The 17,050-nt window shown below is 60.6% G+C and carries 17 protein-coding genes and 1 pseudogene; 12 read left to right on the top strand and 6 right to left on the bottom strand.

Features of this window, described 5'->3' with window-relative positions:
- Nucleotides 1-3: 3 nt before the first annotated feature.
- Nucleotides 4-456 carry a DUF5681 domain-containing protein gene (locus ACVIIW_RS18190; protein ID WP_456701969.1) on the top strand — a complete coding sequence of 151 codons (453 nt, stop codon included), beginning with the start codon at nt 4-6 and terminating at the stop codon, nt 454-456.
- The gene (terL, locus tag ACVIIW_RS18185) at nt 453-1,886 is read left to right on the top strand and encodes a phage terminase large subunit (protein WP_456701968.1); all 1,434 of its coding nucleotides are present in this window, start codon (nt 453-455) and stop codon (nt 1,884-1,886) included. The genes ACVIIW_RS18190 and terL overlap by 4 nt, the downstream gene beginning before the upstream one ends.
- Before the next feature lie 35 nt (nt 1,887-1,921).
- On the opposite strand, the gene ACVIIW_RS18180 is transcribed toward terL, so the two are convergent.
- From ACVIIW_RS18180 to ACVIIW_RS18170, 3 genes are all read right to left on the bottom strand, one after another.
- Complete coding sequence (locus tag ACVIIW_RS18180) at nt 1,922-2,089, bottom strand: hypothetical protein (RefSeq protein ID WP_456701967.1); 168 nt, start codon at nt 2,087-2,089, stop codon at nt 1,922-1,924.
- 69 nt (nt 2,090-2,158) lie between these two features.
- Nucleotides 2,159-2,386: a hypothetical protein gene (locus ACVIIW_RS18175; protein ID WP_456701966.1), complete on the bottom strand. Its 228-nt coding sequence runs from the start codon at nt 2,384-2,386 to the stop codon at nt 2,159-2,161.
- 101 nt (nt 2,387-2,487) lie between these two features.
- Nucleotides 2,488-2,883: a hypothetical protein gene (locus tag ACVIIW_RS18170; protein ID WP_456701965.1), complete on the bottom strand. Its 396-nt coding sequence runs from the start codon at nt 2,881-2,883 to the stop codon at nt 2,488-2,490.
- A gap of 231 nt (nt 2,884-3,114) precedes the next feature.
- Between ACVIIW_RS18170 and ACVIIW_RS18165 the strand changes: the two genes are divergently transcribed.
- The 8 genes and pseudogenes from ACVIIW_RS18165 (at nt 3,115) to istB (ending at nt 11,817) form a co-directional block, all read left to right on the top strand.
- On the top strand, nt 3,115-3,975 hold the full coding sequence (locus ACVIIW_RS18165) for a YqaJ viral recombinase family protein (protein ID WP_456701964.1): 861 nt from the start codon (nt 3,115-3,117) through the stop codon (nt 3,973-3,975).
- On the top strand, nt 3,959-5,122 hold the full coding sequence (locus ACVIIW_RS18160; RefSeq protein WP_456701963.1) for an ERF family protein: 1,164 nt from the start codon (nt 3,959-3,961) through the stop codon (nt 5,120-5,122). Before ACVIIW_RS18165 ends, ACVIIW_RS18160 begins: the two co-directional genes overlap by 17 nt.
- Nucleotides 5,122-5,697: a hypothetical protein gene (locus tag ACVIIW_RS18155; RefSeq protein ID WP_456705190.1), complete on the top strand. Its 576-nt coding sequence runs from the start codon at nt 5,122-5,124 to the stop codon at nt 5,695-5,697. Before ACVIIW_RS18160 ends, ACVIIW_RS18155 begins: the two co-directional genes overlap by 1 nt.
- A 1,426-nt stretch (nt 5,698-7,123) precedes the next feature.
- Complete coding sequence (locus tag ACVIIW_RS18150) at nt 7,124-7,357, top strand: transposase (RefSeq protein ID WP_456701962.1); 234 nt, start codon at nt 7,124-7,126, stop codon at nt 7,355-7,357.
- Between the two features lie 165 nt (nt 7,358-7,522).
- A complete protein-coding gene (gene tnpB, locus ACVIIW_RS18145; RefSeq protein WP_456701961.1) occupies nt 7,523-7,870 on the top strand; it encodes an IS66 family insertion sequence element accessory protein TnpB in 348 nt (115 codons plus the stop codon).
- A 45-nt stretch (nt 7,871-7,915) separates the two neighbouring features.
- Entirely contained in the window at nt 7,916-9,586 is a 1,671-nt protein-coding gene (gene tnpC / locus ACVIIW_RS18140; RefSeq protein WP_456701960.1) for an IS66 family transposase, read from the top strand.
- A gap of 100 nt (nt 9,587-9,686) precedes the next feature.
- A pseudogene (istA, locus tag ACVIIW_RS18135) lies at nt 9,687-10,948 on the top strand (IS21 family transposase).
- Nucleotides 10,945-11,817 carry an IS21-like element helper ATPase IstB gene (istB, locus tag ACVIIW_RS18130; RefSeq protein WP_456701959.1) on the top strand — a complete coding sequence of 291 codons (873 nt, stop codon included), beginning with the start codon at nt 10,945-10,947 and terminating at the stop codon, nt 11,815-11,817. Before istA ends, istB begins: the two are co-directional and overlap by 4 nt.
- A gap of 402 nt (nt 11,818-12,219) precedes the next feature.
- Here the strand turns inward: istB and ACVIIW_RS18125 are convergent, their stop codons facing one another.
- Together ACVIIW_RS18125 and ACVIIW_RS18120 are read right to left on the bottom strand one after the other, a co-directional pair.
- Nucleotides 12,220-12,450 carry a hypothetical protein gene (locus ACVIIW_RS18125; RefSeq protein WP_456701958.1) on the bottom strand — a complete coding sequence of 77 codons (231 nt, stop codon included), beginning with the start codon at nt 12,448-12,450 and terminating at the stop codon, nt 12,220-12,222.
- A gap of 372 nt (nt 12,451-12,822) precedes the next feature.
- Nucleotides 12,823-13,584: an IS5 family transposase gene (locus tag ACVIIW_RS18120; RefSeq protein WP_456701957.1), complete on the bottom strand. Its 762-nt coding sequence runs from the start codon at nt 13,582-13,584 to the stop codon at nt 12,823-12,825.
- A 561-nt stretch (nt 13,585-14,145) separates the two neighbouring features.
- Between ACVIIW_RS18120 and ACVIIW_RS18115 the strand changes: the two genes are divergently transcribed.
- Complete coding sequence (locus ACVIIW_RS18115; RefSeq protein WP_456701956.1) at nt 14,146-15,324, top strand: sensor histidine kinase; 1,179 nt, start codon at nt 14,146-14,148, stop codon at nt 15,322-15,324.
- On the opposite strand, the gene ACVIIW_RS18110 is transcribed toward ACVIIW_RS18115, so the two are convergent.
- Nucleotides 15,321-15,701 carry a hypothetical protein gene (locus ACVIIW_RS18110; RefSeq protein WP_456701955.1) on the bottom strand — a complete coding sequence of 127 codons (381 nt, stop codon included), beginning with the start codon at nt 15,699-15,701 and terminating at the stop codon, nt 15,321-15,323. The two genes, ACVIIW_RS18115 and ACVIIW_RS18110, sit on opposite strands and share 4 nt — an antisense overlap.
- 696 nt (nt 15,702-16,397) lie before the next feature.
- On the opposite strand from ACVIIW_RS18110, the gene ACVIIW_RS18105 reads away from it, so the two are divergent.
- A complete protein-coding gene (locus tag ACVIIW_RS18105) occupies nt 16,398-16,658 on the top strand; it encodes a hypothetical protein (RefSeq protein WP_456701954.1) in 261 nt (86 codons plus the stop codon).
- Nucleotides 16,659-17,050 lie beyond the last annotated feature (392 nt).

Below are 17,050 nucleotides of genomic sequence, written 5' to 3'. Positions count from 1 at the left end.
CACATGGTCGAGCGCATACGTCTGAACCCGAACAAGAACCCGGGCGCGACCGAACGGATCGTCACCGAGGTGCCGCCCACCAACGCATCCGCCGACACGGTGGGCTACGGCAAACCACCCAAACATTCCCAGTTCAAGCCGGGACAATCCGGCAATTCCAAGGGACGCCCGAAGGGCAGCCGCAATTTCAAGACCGATGTGCAGGAGACGCTGCAGAGCCCGGTGAACATTACCAAAAATGGGCGCCCCAAAAAGATCACCACCCAGCGGGCCGTCCTCGAGAGGCTGCGTCTTGAGGCGCTTCAAGGCAACCCGCGTGCCAACGAGCAATTCATCCGCCTTGGAGAAAAATACAGTCGCCCGGATATCGCGGTCGACGCGCCGCTGGAAGCGAGAGATCAAGCAATTCTTGATGCCTATGTTCAACGGCGGCTGCGAGCTGAGGATGGTTCATGAGCGCGAGCGTTTTATCGGCCGTCCTGCGCACCGATTTCTGTTCTTTTGTTTGGAAATGCTTCGACACCATCGCGCGTGATGCGACCTACGTCGACAATTGGCACATCGAGGCCCTGGTCTACCATCTGATGCAGGTGCAGGAGGGCAAAATCCAGCGCCTGCTCGTCAATATGCCGCCGCGGGCGCTGAAATCGGTTTGCGTGTCGGTCGCCTATGTCGCCTGGCTGCTCGGCCATGATCCGCGGCGCCGCATCATCGTCGTTAGTTACTCTAACGAGCTGGCCCTTGAACTGCACCGGCAATTCAAAATGGTCATCGAGTCCGATTGGTACCAACGAATCTTTCCAGCGATGCGGCTCGCCAAGGACACCGGCCTTGAGGCGGTGACCACGCAAGGCGGCTGCCGCTACGCCACCTCCGTTGAGGGCACATTGACCGGCCGAGGCGCCAACCTCATCATCATTGATGACCCCCACAAGCCAGATGAGGCCCTTTCGGCCAAGCAGCGCATCAAGGTCATCAATTGGCACCAAGGCACGTTGGTGTCGCGTCTGGACGATAAGCAAACGGGCCAGATCATCGTAGTCATGCAACGCTTGCACCCCGACGACTTATCCGGCCACCTGCTCCACTCCGGCAATTGGCACCACCTGAGTTTGCCCGCCATCGCGCCGGACGATTGCACGATCCCAATCGGACCGGACCGGGTCAAGCAGTGGCGCTGCGGCGAGCCGCTGCAGCCCGAGCGGGAGGGCGCAGCAGTCCTGGAACGGCTCAAGCGCGAGATGGGTAGTCAGCGATTCTTCGCGCAATATCTACAGGAGCCAGTTCCCGACGGCGGCAACGCGCTCAAACGCGCCTGGTTTCCAGCTTATCTTGGCGCTCCGGAGCAGCAGCCCGGCGACCGCATCGTGCAGAGTTGGGATGTGGCGGCGGGAATTGGCGAGAACAACGATTATTCGGTATGCATCACCTTTCTGAAGCGCAAGACCAAATACTATGTGCTCGATGTCTTTCGCGACCGCATGGTCTATCCGGATTTGCGCCGCAAAATCCCCGAGCTGGCGCGCCGGTTTGGCGCCGATACGATCTTGATCGAGAAAGCCAGCTTTGGTTTGTCGCTGTGGCAGGATCTCCGGAACGATCCACCGGACGGGATGCCCGAGCCGATCGGCATCCTGCCCAAAGGCGACAAGCAGGACCGGCTCGCGGCGCAGTCGGCGAAGATCGAGGCCGGCCAGGTTTTGCTACCAGGCGAGGCGCCATGGCTGGCCGATTTTCTCACCGAGATCCTCGCCTTCCCCAACGGCCGGCACGACGATCAGGTCGATTGCCTCAGCCAATTCCTGTACTGGGCATCAGATCCCTGGTCCGACCCCGCCATCGAAGTGGGGCTGCCGATTTTCGGCGGCGGTAGCGACGCCTCCTGAGCGCTAGCCATATCGCGCGTGCCGGCGCCGGGTGATCAGGCGTCGATCTCGACCGTCTTCTCATAGCGCCGCAATTGAATGTGGCCGGAGCCGGTCAAGCTCACCAGCCGCTGCGCACATTTGATCTGACGGCGCACCAAAGAACAAAGGCCGGTACTAATGGCCGCACGCGTCCGGCGTGGCCATGGCGAAATCAAATCCACGTTGTGATTCAGAAGCCGTCGTCCCAGCGCCGCAAGCGCTACGACCACAAAGCCATAAGGAAGATAAAACTAGATGGCTTCTTGGCCGGGGCACTTTGGCGAATAGCGCACCACGTCGTAAGAGCTGAACAAAATCGCCTTGAGCTCGATCACGACGGGCGGCACGGTTTGCCGCGACATCAGAACATCGATCTGAAACGCGTATTGCTCGCGCGTCGGACAGCATGTCGCTCGGCGTCTTCCCTCTTGATGCGCATTGCCGCCATCCTCACCTGCCGACATATTGGCCTGCTGCATTTCCGCCCGTCCCAACCGCGGCGGCCATGCAGAAGTCGCTGTAATCGATGGAATACGCCCGCGCGCATAATCCGGAACGAAGCCAATTCGGTCGCAGCACGTCAGCCGCCCGTCGTTCTTTGGCACCGAAGCGCCCGCTTCTGTCTGACCAGGGCGGCGCGCTCGTACCGGTCCAGGCCCTTGAGACGTGCGACGCCGGCCGCGATCGGGCATCGCAAAATGGCGACCAGCATCGCATGTCGGATTGCGCGTACGCGTGACAGCTCCAACTTGGCGCGAGCAATCTCGATCACGATGTCCGACGCGACTTCAGGCCCGAGGCCAGAGCGGATCGCCCCGGCAAGGCCTTCGATCGCCGCGTCGTCACGCTGCTCGCGCCTCGCCAGGCCGTGGTGCAAGGCATTGCGACAGCACCGGCGTTTCCCGGCAGCGGTTTTGGGCCCCGTACTGCTCGTCGCGTTCCTACGATTGGCTTCGATTTGTCGTTGTGACGCCATGCCGCAGGCCTCTGCTGCTCGCGGCAGAAACCGTCGCTCCAAAGCGCCGATGCATCAAGGATTTAGGCGCAAAAGAGCAAGAATCTTGCTGCAGAATTGACTGGCATTCCCGCGCAAAAGGAGCGTTACTTAAGGGGACCGGGCGCAACCGATGGCCCTGGTATCTCACCTCGCGGTAGCGGGGCTTTTGCTGGTGCGGCGGCAAGCCGCATCAACCCAAGGGAGATACCGGTGGCCACGATCTCAGCTGACGGCGCCGAGGCGCCGCGTTCCGTCATCAAATTCACCCCCAGCGACCGCCGCGACTTTGTCGGCGGCTCGGATGCGCGCATCATCATGGGCGATGACCAGGAGAGTCTCACGCGCCTGTGGCGGGAAAAGCGCGGTGAGATCGCGCCGCAAGATTTGTCGGAAAACCTGGTGGTGCAGCTCGGCACCGTCACCGAGGAGCTGAACCGGGCCTGGTACCAGCGCTGCACCGGACAGGCCATCATCGATATTCAGAAGCGGGTGCGGCATCCCGTGCACGGCTGGATGGCGGCCACCCTCGACGGCGTGGTTGCAGAGACCGGTGCGGTGTTCGAGGCCAAGTTCATGCTGCCCTGGGCCTTCACCGACGAGGCCGCGGCCGACAAGCACATGGCGCAGCTGCAACACAACATGTGGGTGGTCGCGGCACGTTCCGCCGCGCTCTCGATCATCACCGGCGGCGGCAAATGGGTCGAGATCACCGTGCATGCCGACCCGCTGTACCAGCACCTGCTGCTCACCGCCGAAAAGAAGTTCTGGCGCTGCGTCCAGAGCGGCGAGCCGCCGGCCCTGTTTGGGGTTGAGACGCCGCGACCACGATTGGCCGCCGTCAAGGTGGTCGACATGACCTCCTCCAATCTCTGGGCCGACTGTGCCGCCACCTATTTGCGCACCCGCGCCGCCCATGGCGAGCACGAGCTCGTCAAGCTCGAGCTCAAAAAGCTCATGCCCGAGGACGCCAAGGAAGCGATCGGCCACGGCGTTCGCGCCAAGCGGGCCAAATCCGGCGCGATCAGCTTTGATCCGGTCGAGATGGAGGGCGTCCATGCACCAGGCCAGTGAACATATCGGTGCGATCGCAGCCGCGCTGGCGCGCGCGCAGGCCGAATTGACCAACCCGGAAAAGACCCTGACCGCTCAGATCCGCTCGCCATTTCTGCGCGACGACGACCGCACCTTCCACTACGCTTCGCTGGCCTCCGGCCTCGACATCGTGCGCAAAACGTTGAGCCGGCACGAGATTGCCATCATCCAGACCACCCGGACCGAAGTCACGACGCACACCATCCACCTCACCACTTTGCTCGCCCATGCCTCCGGCGAATGGATCTCCTCAGATTGGCCGGTCTGTGCCACCAAGGATGTTGAGGCTCCGCACCGCATGGGCGCGGCGCTGACCTATGCGCGGCGCTATGCGCTGTTCGCGCTGGTCGGCATTGCCGGCGAGGACGATCTGGACGCACCAGATACGGTCGCGGGTCCACCGGGGGCAGCGCCGCCGAACCTCAACTCCTCCCCAGGCAAGCGCGTCTTCCACCGCGCGCGGCTGCTCCGGCCGGGCGAATCCGCCGCGCTCCGCGAGCAGCTGTTGCGGCAGCTCGAAGCTCTGTCCGCCGGCACCGATCTCCTCAGTTGGGCCAAGGCCAGCCTCCCGCTCAAGAACACCCTGCAGGAACCGGACGCCCGCCGCGTCGAGGCCGCCTATCAAGTCAGGCTGGAGGCTGCCACCCGTCCGGCGGCGGCCACTGGCCGCCCGCCCCCCTCGGTGCGCGGGGACAGCGTGCCAGAACATGCATCGCCTGAGGACACCGAAGCCACGCTGCATTCGTCGCTGCCAGCGCACGAGGCTGGGCTGGCCCATCCCAAGGAGCCACCCCGCAAGCGCAGCAAGGCCCACCTGTTGTTCGTCCGGGAGCAGCGCTGCCTCGTTTGCCAGCGCACCCCGTGCGATCCGCACCACCTCAAATTCGCTCAACCCAGGACCCTCGGCCGCAAGGTCAGCGACGAGTTCACGGTTCCATTATGCCGCGCTCATCACCACGAGCTGCACCGGCAAGGCAACGAGCGCGCTTGGTGGGCCAATCTGCAGATCTCTCCCCTGCCCATCGCACAGGAGCTGTGGGCGGCAAGTCCCGCGCACGATCCAACCGATGCCGGACTCGCTAGCGCGGCTCTGCTCATACATGCTGGTTCGGAGGCCTCGCCGTGATGAACAGGCCATTCCCACCCTCGCGCCAGGTCACCGCGACCGCGCTGCCGGTCGAGTTCGAGGCCTTGGCACCGCCGCCTTTGCTATTGCCAGGTGAGAGTCTCGAACACTACGAACTGCTGCGACAGGCGATCTTTGCCGACCTCGCGCCGCGATCGGCGATCGAATGGCTGCTCGCCATCGACGTCGCCGAATTGTCGTGGGAAATCCAACGTTACCGGCTGCTGCGCCACAAATTGCTTGAGACCTATCGCCAAAAGGCAATTGAGGCGACCTTACGACGTATCGACTTGGCTGGAATCGTATTCGAATCCCAAGCCGAGGCCGAATGCTACACGCTGCAAAACGCCCTCAGTTGGCGGATTGACCCGATTGCTGCGACAGAAATAGACACGCGCCTTGCGTCCTATGGGTTCGATCAACACGCCATCACCACGGAAGTCTACGTCCAGGCGCGCGAGATGTTCGTGCTGTTCGAAGGTCTGCTCAACGCCGCACAAACGAAACGCGTGCTGCTGCTTCGCGAAATTCGGAACGCGCGCCTCGCAATTGGACCAATAGGTTTGCGGCGCTGAAAGATCAAACGGGCGCTCCTGATCCGACAGGAACCCGGAACGAGAGTGTTTCCCCTCTGCATCTGCAGCGATATGCGTTAACCGGACGTGTCGCTGAAATTGCCGCCCAGGGTATCGGATCGGAACCAAAGATTTTTTCCGCCGATTAACCCGTGCCAATTTACGATCCTCATTCTGCTGTTTTTTCCCGGCAAGATCATCGTCCCGTTGGAAGGGTAGAGTTATGTCGGAAGCGACGCAGCTGCTTACATCTGATCACGACATCGAACATCGCCCAATTGCGGACCGTGTGTTGGAACTTGTGCTGATATTTGACTTGCTGAGTACGACCGGGCTGTGGATGTATTTTCTTGGACGGGAGCTCTGGACACTCGCCGGTTGGTATCGAGGATAATTCTCGCATCCAATGTTCCCGATGAGCGGACGCATGGCATGTTGATTTGGCATGCAGAACGGCCGCGCAACCATCGCTTGGGCTGGCGTCGGCGACGGCGCGCGACCGCCTGGTCGGCAGGGTGCCCCCGCGACCAGGCACGACGATAAGAAGACCGGCCATCAGTCTGGGGCGGTGCGATGTCTTTGTTGAAGTGGCTGGCCCCCTGCGGAGGGACGCCTCAGTCATCCCAGAGCCGCTTTCCGCACCCGCACTCGAACATATGAGTGATGCCTCCGCTTTCAGAGTCCACCACTGTCCGGAGAAGCTTCATTTTCTTGCCGCAAATCCGGCAGGTCCTGCTTGAGTTGTCCTCGACAACGCAAATCTTTTCCGCTCGGTATATCTCCATGAATCCCGTCCCCCTCCGAGGTGGCCGTTGTGGAAATTATAAATCTGTTGAAGCAGGGAAACTGGAAGAACTGGGTACGGAGTCGTGACAAGTTTGCGACTGTACACAGAGCAAATTATGACACGGCAGGGAGCCCTACGAGCCTTTTGATTAGGTAGTTCGTTAGGAGTAATACCTGATCAGATCTTGGGGCTAATATAATCCCTGTGCAAAACGGTAGGTCGTTGGGCACCATCGAACAAAACAGTGATGCCGCTGGTGCGAGCGCTTACGGCGACAACGACGCCAACTTGGTCAGCGAGGTCCGGACAACGAATCCTTCCGAGTTCGCTGAGCTTGAAACGTGTCCCCACTGTAATCCTGTCCGTTTTCAAATCCATGCTTGTGGCTCACTCGAAGGGAGCAGATCGCGATAAAAAAAAGCAGGTATAAAGTAGCAATCTGACTGAAGTATACCGGCGATTGTGCCAACCCGCATTGGCCTATGTCAAGCCGCGCGGCTGTTCCGCCGGTCTGAACAGGTCCGGAAGCACGGTTCGCTTAGGGCGCGTTCCGGTACGCCTCCGACGAGGGCCGTCTTGCGTGACGGGTGGTAGTCGCGAAGCGTGTGGCCTTTAGTCTAGCTTTAAGGTCATCAGGCGATGCGGGTCGAGGTTTTGGGCGGGCTGGAGCGGCGGCGGCGCTGGTCGCAGGACGACAAGGCACGGATTGTCGAGGAGACGTTGGCGCCGGGCGCGAAGGTGACCGAGGTTGCGCGTCGCAACGGAGTAGCGGCCAGCCTGGTGTTTACCTGGCCTCGACAAGCACGGACATCGGAACAAGTTGTACCATCTTTTTACGCCGGTGCAGATCGCCGCCGCAGCGGTATCGGCTGAGGACACTCCGAAGCTTTTGCCTACGGTTGATGGCCGAGCTCGCTCCGTGGCAGCCGCGCGTACTGGATTGATGGAGATCGATCTCGGCAACCGACGGTGCATCCGGGTGGATGCGTACGTCGATCCGGAGGCGCTGGCGCGGGTCCTCGATGTGCTTGGACGCCGATGATTGCGATACCGGGGAATGTGCGAGTGTGGCTCGCGACAGGCTACACGGATATGCGCAGAGGCTTTCCGTCGCTGGCACTCCAAGTGCAGGAGGTGCTGCACAAAGACCCGCTCAGCGGTCATCTGTTCGTCTTCCGCGGTTGCCGTAGTGATCTTGTGAAGGCGATCTGGCACGATGGCCAGGGAGCCTGCTTGTTCACAAAAAGACTCGAGAGAGGAAAGTTCATCTGGCCATCGGTTGCCGGTGAATCGGTAACGATCTCGCCGGCGCGGTTGAGCTATCTTCTGTCCGGGATCGATTGGCGTAACCCTCAAGAAACCCAGCGTCCGACGCGGGTCGGATAGCCGTTTTGGGTTTGAGGTTGCGGCCCGATCTGACTCAATGGCTTCATGACATCGAAGCCGGACGATCTTCCATCGGACCTTGCGAGCGCCTACCTTGCGCTGCTGGCTGAACGAGAGGCGTTGCAGGCTGAGCGCGATGTCGCTGTCGCGGATGCCGCTAGTGCGCGGGCGGAGTTGTCGGACAACGAAGCGCTGATCGCACATCTTGAGCTGCGGATCGAGAAGCTCAAACGCGAACTGCACGGGCAGCGATCCGAGCGCTCGGCACGGCTGCTCGAGCAGTTGGAGTTGGAGCTCGAGGAACTCGTCACTACGGCGAGTGAGGATGAGCTCGCCGCGCAGGTGGCGGCAGCGAAGACGCAGAACGTCCGTCCCTTCACGCGTAAGCGGCCGGTTCGCAAGCCTTGGCCGGACGATATCGAACACGAGCGCGTCGTCGTTGAAGCTCCAACGACCTGCGCCTGCTGCGGTGGATCGCGGCTGGCGAAGGTCGGCGAGGATGTGACCAAGACCCTGGAGGAGATTCCCCGCCGCTTCAAGGTCATCGAGACGGTACGCGAGAAGTTCACCTGCCGCGATTGCGAGAAGATCAGTCAGCCGCCCGCGCCGTTCCATGCCACGCCGCGCGGCTTCATCGGCCCACAATTGCTGGCGACGATCCTGTTCGACAAGTTCGGCATGCATATCCCGCTCAACCGCCAGAGCGTGCGCTTCAGGGCCGAGAGGATCGATTTGCCGTTGTCGACGCTGGCCGACCAGGTCGGCCACGGGACCTTCGCCGTCATGCCGCTGTTCCGGCTGATCGAGCACCATGTGCTCACGGCCGAGCGCCTGCATGGCGACGACACCACCATCCGCATCCTGGCGAAGAGCAAATGCACGACTGGACGGATCTGGACGTATGTGCGGGATGATCAGCCGTTCGCCGGGCCTGCGCCGCCGGCGGCGGTTTATTACGCTTCGGGTGACCGTCGCGGCGCGCACCCCCAGAAGCATCTGGCCACCTTCACCGGTATCCTGCAGGCGGATTGCTATAGCGGCTTCGAGCCGTTGTTCGACCCGCAACGGAAAGCGGTGCCGATCACGCCCGCATTTTGCCTGGCGCATGCGCGGCGGGGCTTCTTCGAGCTGGCTGACATCGAGAAAAATGCTCGGGAAGGCAAGAAGGGCAAGCCGGTCTCTCCGATCGCGCTGGAGGCGGTCAAGCGCCTCGATGCGTTGTTCGAGATCGAGCGCGCCATCAACGGCCGGGGCGCCGACGAGCGGCGCGCCGTGCGCCAGGAAAACAGCAAGCCGCTTCTCGAGGAGATGCACGCCTGGTTGCTGCGTGAGCGCGAAACCCTCTCGCGCTCCTCCGAGGTCCTGAAGCCGATCAACTACATGCTCAGGCGCTGGGACGACTTCGCCCGCTTCCTCGACGATGGCAGGATCTGCTTGACCAACAATTGTGCCGAGCGCGCATTGAGAGGCATCGCCTTGGGAAGGCGCAACTGGACCTTCGCCGGCAGCCAGCGTGGCGCCGACCGTGCCGCCATCATGCTGACGATGATCACGACCTGTCGCCTCAACGACGTCGATCCCAAGGCCTGGCTTGCCGACGTCCTCGCCCGTATCGCCGATCTTCCCGCTTCGCGTCTGCACGAACTGCTGTCGCTGGGCGTTGAATACTCCCCATTTGTGGGCATCGAAAATTCCCTAGCTGGCATTCCAGCCTGAAGGGGCCGCGGCGCGTAGGCCCCACATACCGGAGCGCTGCGGCCCCTTCAGGCTTTCCGCATCCGATCCTGTCGCCCGAACTGATTCGGGGGCGGAACGGATGATCCAGCTTGGAGATCTCGTCGTGATTTTGGACCTTCACCGTCAGGGCTTGTCAATCAGCGCTATTGCCCGGCGCACGGGACGCGACCCGAAACGATCCGCAAGTATATCGCGCACGGTCTCGAACCACCCGCTTACGGGCCACGGCAGGCTGGTCGGCCTGGCAAGCTCGCGCCCTATCTCGAATACCTGCGTGAGCGCATCGCTGCCTTCCCGGACTTGAGTGCTGTCCGGCTGACCCGAGAGCTTCGGGAGCGCGGCTATACCGGCGCCTATACAGCCGTAAAGCGGTTCGCGGCGGCGATCCGTCCCGATAACGCACCTAAGCCCTTCGAAGTACGGTTCGAAACCCCGGCTGGCCAGCAAGCGCAAGTCGACTTTGCCCGCTTTGTAACCATCTTCACTGACGAGCCCGAAGTGACACGGATCATCTGGCTCTTCTCGATGGTACTCGGGCATTCTCGCTTCATCTTCGCTCGCTTTGTCATGCATCAAGACCTGCAGACGCTGCTGCGCTGTCACATGCAGGCTTTTGCGGCCATCGGTGGCGTGCCGTTCGAAATCCTCTACGACCGCATGAAGACCGCCGTGACGGGCGAGGACGGCGACGGTCACATCGTATATAACCCGTCGCTGCTGGCCCTCGCACAGCATTATGGCTTCCATCCGAGGGCATGCCGGCCATATCGCGCCAAAACCAAGGGCAAGGTCGAGCGTCCCTTCAGCTACATCCGGCAGGACTTCTTCCTCGCTCGCAGCTTTTGCAATCTCGACGATCTCAACGCCCAGCTCGACGACTGGCTGACCAACGTCGCCAACGCGCGCGTGCACGGCACAACGCAGAAAGTCGTTGCCGAGGCGTTTGCCGCTGAAAGGCCCGAGTTGCAGGCGTTGCCGGCAATGCCGTTCGATGCGTTGCTCAAGCTCGAGCGGCGCGTCAGCCACGACGGGCTGGTGTCGATTGGTGGCAACTATTACAGCGTCCCGGACCGCACGCGCCGCATTGTCGAGGTGCAGCAATTGCCCGATGTAATCCGCATTCTCGATCAAGGCCAAATCGTTGCCGTCCATCCCGTTCTGGAAGGCCGCCGGCGAACCCGCGTCGCACCCGAGCATCGCCAAGCGGTCAACCGATCCAGGCCGCGACCTGGCGCGACTGAAGCCCTCGTCGGCCGGGCCGGCGATCACATCCCACGACGGTCGCTCGAGTATTACCAAGCCGTCGGCAAGCGGCTCGCCCAATCGGGAGGCCGGCCATGAGCATCCACACGCAGCCGGCAGCGATCGACAGCATCAAGAAAAGCCTGGTCGCACTCAAGATGCCGCGTGCCCTGGAAATGCTCGATGCGACGCTCCGGCGGGTCGAACAGGGTGAGGTCACCTGGATTGAAGCACTCGATCAGCTGCTTATCGAGGAGCTGACGTTGCGTGACAATCGGCGGGTCAGCACCGCGCTGAGAATGTCGCGCCTGACGACTGTTAAAACGCTCGCAGGCTTCGACTTCGCGTTCCAGCCCTCGCTCGATCGCAATCGCATCCTGGCGCTTGCCGAATTGAAGTTCATCGACCGCGCCGATGTGGTCCATCTGCTCGGGCCGCCCGGCACCGGCAAGAGCCATCTCGCGACGGCGCTCGCGGTCGAAGCCGTGAAGGCCGGAAAGAGCGTCGCGTTCGCCACGCTCGCCGACATTGTCACCGCCCTCGCAAAAGCCGAACGCGAAGGCACCTTGCGCGAGCGCCTGCGGTTCCTCGCCCGCGCCTCCCTCCTTGTCGTCGACGAGATTGGTTACCTCCCGGTCGTGCCCGGCGGCGGCAATCTGTTCTTCCAGTTGGTCAACGCCCGCTACGAAAAAGGCGCGATGATCCTCACTTCTAACCGCGGCTTCGCCGAATGGGGCGAGGTTTTTGGTGATGCCGTCGTCGCCACAGCATTGCTTGATCGCCTGCTTCACCACGCCGTTGTTATCCAAATCGAGGGATCGAGCTATCGGCTCCGCCAGCACGCCGCCCTCGTACCGGAAAACGTCCGCTCGCGCTCGCTCACAAACCAGCCGCAGCCCAAGCGCCGCGGCCGCCCGCCTGGAAGGACCAATCACGATCCCGATACCCGGCTGATCCCCGAACCATAGTCGCCGTCACCTAGGGAAATTTGGAAGCCCATTCTCACGGAAAGTTCGTTGCCCGTTGACAACTGCTGCCCTGGGAATGGAAGCTTCTGCGCCAGGCCGCCGGTCAGCAGGCCGCCTGACCTTCACGCAACGCCATCATAGAGCCCGCCGCGCCCGCGCGCATGCGTCAATCAGGCGGTCTTCGTCGTATGCGTACGCTGTTGCGCCGCTATCGGAGGTCGAATCCCTCCGCGCTGCACTCGGGCTGACAGCGTTAATATTCTAAGGCTGCTTCCTGCGAGTCTGTTTTTCAAGTGCCTCAGCCGGTCACGGATGGTCATCGGTGAGCTGCGGCCGTGCAGATGGGCGATCCGGTCAGCTGGTACGCCGCGTGCTTACGTCACGAGCAGTTTCAGGTCGTGCTCAGGCGTCCGACGGTCGCTTCGCTGGCGGGTCCTTCAGGTGGTCAGGCCATTCGATAGGGCTACAAAAAAGACCTCTGTCTTCGATCTCCAGGAGAAGCTTGTCCGCTCGACGCTTTACCGGCAGGCCGACCAGGCGGGTGCCAACCAACACATCGGCTTGAATCTGTTGCCGAATAAATTCGTACATCCGCAGAATGAAATGGTCGGAGAGGCCGCTAAATTCGCTCATACGAAGATGCACCCCAGCAGAACGCGTATCGGTTGCCAGGCAACCCACACTATCGCAGCAAACTATACAGTTGTGGTCAGGAGAGCTACAACGCCAAATGCCATTGGAAATGCGACGTCAAAGACACTTTTTGGCTCAGGCGCATCTGCGGCAAAATCCGCGGAATTATCGGACATCACAATATCCTTCCTTGGCAAAGGAGATACCGAGCCAGTTGAACGACGACAAAATTAACCTGACCGGTAAACCTTAACTTCCCAGTCGATTTTGTCACGGCTGCGCAAGCGAAAGGCGCAGTTGAGAGACCGCTTCTGGTCCCGGCAAAGGGTTAGCAATGCGCGGCTAATGAGCTCGCGACACCATGTGAATGAACTAGGACGTGGACTCATTAACGCGAAGCCATAGCCTGATCGAGGCAAGCTGAACGAAAGCAAGGTAATTCGCTGCCAGCCTGTCGTAGCGCGTCGCCACCCGACGGCACTGTTTGATCCGGTTGAAGAACCGCTCGACCTGGTTGCGAGCTCGGTAGAGATAGGGGCTGAAGCAGATCGGATCACTGCGATTGCTTTTCGGTGGGATGTTGGCCCACGCGCCCTTCTCCATGGCAAGCTCCCTGATCCAGTCGGCGTCGTAACCGCGGTCGGCAAGTAGCATTGAGCCAGATTTGAGACGAGACAGCAGCTTTCCCGCAAGTCGAACGTCGTGTGCCTCGCCGGGGCTCAATGCCAGCCGTACCGGCAGACCATTGCTATCGACCACCGCATGAATTTTGCTTGTTAAGCCGCCGCGGGACCTTCCCATCGATTGGCGCTTGTTTCTTGATATGCAGGCTCCATGTTGATGCACGCGGACAATGGTGGTGTCGATCATCTGGACAGCGGCATCATGGGCAGTGGCAAGAGCTTCTACGATGCGGCCCCAAACACCGGCCCGCCGCCACCTAATGAAGCGGTTGTAGCAAGTGGTGTATGGGCCAAACGCCGTCGGCAGATCACGCCAGGGTGCTCCTGATCGGAGGACCCAGAAGATGCCATTGAGGACCCGTCTGTCGTTCACCCGAGGAACGCCGCGCGGCTTGTTCGGCAGCATCGGCTTGATGGCGGTCCATTCATGGTCGGCGAGTTCGTAGCGCATGATTTGAGCTCCCAGTTCGGGAGTTTGAATCACGGCAGTCCGGTCAAACGCAACGATCCTGGCCCGCTCTCTTGGTACGGCACTTACGGACAGGAGCCGACATCAACCGGTCCTCAATCTCTGCCAAATGCTTCGAAAATGACCCGAACCTGACTCAGGCACTCGCGTTGATCTAGTCGGCAGTTCAATTGTCCGACAACAAGACTGTCCCGTTCGCTCATGGACGTCATCAGGTCCTTCAAGTTAGGACTAGTCCATCCTAAATTGCGTTTTTTGCAACGTTGTGCACGGATTGAGACTCATGCCCAGACAAGAGCCCCGGCCTACCTCCGAAATACCCAAAATACATAGAACGACACCACTGGACATCGCTATAATCACTGATGCCAGGGAAGCTATTGAGAGGTCGCTGCGTATCATCAATGAGAGCAAGCGGCTCGTCCGCGACCATCAGTTAGAGCATTACGCCTCTGATGCTATGGAGGATCGGGGGCAGAGCAAGCGAGCATAAATACACGAATAGAGGTGCCGCAGTAAGTTGGGAAACCACTGGAGCCGAGCTTGTCCTCTACCCTCTCGAATAGTGTTGCGACTGGCGAGCACGCCAAAGCCGAGCTCACCGACGAACTGCGCATCATGACGCGGATGCACGAGCTCACCGATCGGTTGCTTGCCATTGCAGACTTGTCGACCGGACTGGGCGAAGTGCTCGATGCGGCAATGGACGTATTCGACAGCGATCGCGGCACGATTCAAATTCTCAACCCGGAAACTGAGACGTTGTCTTATGCGGCATCGCGGGGTTTCGACGAGCAGGCCCTGGCCGCGGTTCCGCCGATAGACCGAGACTTCCATTCCACTTGCGCGGCCTGCATCCGAACCGGGGAAAGGGTTGTGGCGGCTGACATCGGCTCAGACCCTCGCTGGGCCGAGCATGCGCCCACGGCCTCTAGCCTCGGATATGCCGCGGCCTTCAGTTCGCCGATGAAAACGCGGCGCGACGAACTGCTGGGGGTGCTCACGGTACACTTTGCAAGTTCCTACATACCCAGCGAACGTGAATTGCGATGGGCTAACTTGTTTGCGCGATCGGCAGCTCACCTGGTGGAGCGGGATCGGGCTGAGGCTGCGCTGAGGAAGAGCCGCGAAAGCCAGATTCTCATTCACGAACTGCAGCATCGGACACGAAATCTGCTGACTGTGATCTCAGGTGTTGCCGATCAGACGGTGGCAGCCAGCCGATCGTTAGAAGATTTCGCACAGCGTTTCGAGGAACGCTTGACCGCGCTTGGTCGAGTGCAGTCGCTGCTGTCGCGTGACCTTCAGCCGAATGTCACCGTTGGGGACTTGATCCGGCTAGAGCTTAGGGCCCTCGGATTGGATCAAGGAGGCAAGATCATCCTTCACGAAGGACCGAACCAGCCGCTGCCGCCCGCAGCAATTCAGCTGCTTGCGCTGGCAGTCCACGAGCTTCTCACCAATGCCGTGAAACACGGGGCTCTGCGAAGGGCTAAGGGACTGCTGGAGATAAGTTGGATTAATATCACCGACAGCGGGCGCGACATGCTTCGGCTTGACTGGCGCGAGCGCGGTGCCGAGTTGAGCGCCAACAATCAGGCATCGACCCGAGGGTTTGGCCTAGAGCTTCTGGAAGCGCTGTTGCCTTTTGAGCTTGATGCAAAGACATCTGTCGAGTTCACAGATGATGGCGTGCACGTCTCGGTCGATCTGCCGTGCTAGTCCTTGTGGCGAATTATCCGACTTTCCATGATCAGGTTCCGGCTGGAATTCATCGCATCGACAATGCGACGATCTTGAGCGGGTAACGTTTCCCTTGGCTCGCCATCCAGCCGTCGCGGACCCGCTTTGATGGCAACTTGGACTGCATTAACTACATCGTTCGAAGCAAATGGTTTTTGCATCAACGGCCATTCGCGCCAAGGTTCGGGAAGAGCCTTCACGTCGTAGCCCGTGATAAACAGTAGTGGGACCTGACGAGCCACGAGCGTCTCGGCAACTCCAAAAACAAGTTCGCCGCGCAGATCCACGTCCAGTATCGCGGCGTCTAGCTGGCGTGTATCGCCGATAATCCCGATTGCAGCGCTGACAGTCGCCACCGGACCGACAATTTCCGCTCCGGCCGACGCCAGGATTCTGCACAACTTGACAGCAATTACGCCTGAATCCTCGACGATAAGCAGCTGCCGCCTATTGAGCGGAAGTTGATCGGCGGGGGCGAGGACGAGGACGAGGAAAGTTCATGACAAGGCTCCAGAGCCATTGCTCATGTAGGGCACACTCATCCTAGCTCATTTTTTATCGTCTCCTCTCAACTTTTTCAAAGTGGAACTTTGGGCCGGCGCGTCGTCAACGAAGGGCCGAGGCTCTGCTGCACGGACGACAGCTGCGAAACCCTTCTCCGATCTCACATTTTTCTCTATACAGCAGACTGCAACCCTCTCAGACCTCTGTATCTCGCGATAGCCCGCAAGAATTTAGCGGAAGCCCGCGGCATACTTCGAGAGTGTCGCTGTAAGCGGCGTCTCTGACCACAAACCAACGTGCAACAACGGCTGCTGAGCAGCGCCTAGCCCCAAAACGCTGCAACGCGCAAGTCGGCTGTTGGCCCATCGCGACATTTGCTGCAGTTGCGCAAAGGAGGTCGATATCGGAGCGAAGCGGACGCCGCCGCCGGTTTATGAGTACACGGCCTAGGCCATCGAGGATTCCCCGCGCCAAATTACTCATCAATTCTGCTCAAGTTACTGCAGAACGAAAGTTCAACCTACTCCTGAAGGTCGCGGCGCTCGCTTTTGTCGCGTGAAGGCGACACTCTCGTAGGGATCGAGGCAGCCAACCGCTTCAAAGCCCTCGAGATCTGTGCCTCCAGAAGTTCGGTCAACGTCATCATGCCGGACGGCGCGGATACGTTGATTGTTCACGTTTCAAGCCCCGAACTCAGCTCCGGAGGCATCTCCGGCCTCAATGCGGCGCTGACCGCGCGCGCAAGCGCGGTCAGCTCGTCACCATCGATGCAGCGCGCGAACCCGGAGCAGCGCCATCCGATAGGCTGAGGGAGGCGAGGACCATCTTTATGGCCGATCTAACTGAAGATGTAGGTGCATCAGCTAGATCTTTTCGCGCGCGTTCGGACGATGGCTACTTCTTCAAATGTATTCCCATCGTTCGTGCTATGCGCCTTACTGATCCGGCGTAGCGGCCCGGTGCGCCGACTATCCCGGATGCGCCAACTCCCTACCGGGCAAGCCAGACCGGTCGTCGGACCCACCATTGCTTTGGCTTCGTTGTTTCTCATGGCGCGGCGCTCGACCTGCACCAGGCTAACGAATGAGCCCGGCTGCCAACAGTTGGACAATTCGGAGTTGGCCCGATGGGTGACATATCCGTCGGCGACGAACCGGAAGTCTCGCGATCACGCTCGGGCCGGTGCGATTGAGCCGCTTCC

It is taken from the genome of Bradyrhizobium sp. USDA 4449 (assembly GCF_054056275.1).
The sequence above is the reverse complement of the archived record's forward strand: the minus strand, read 5'-3'. Positions and strand labels throughout refer to the sequence as shown.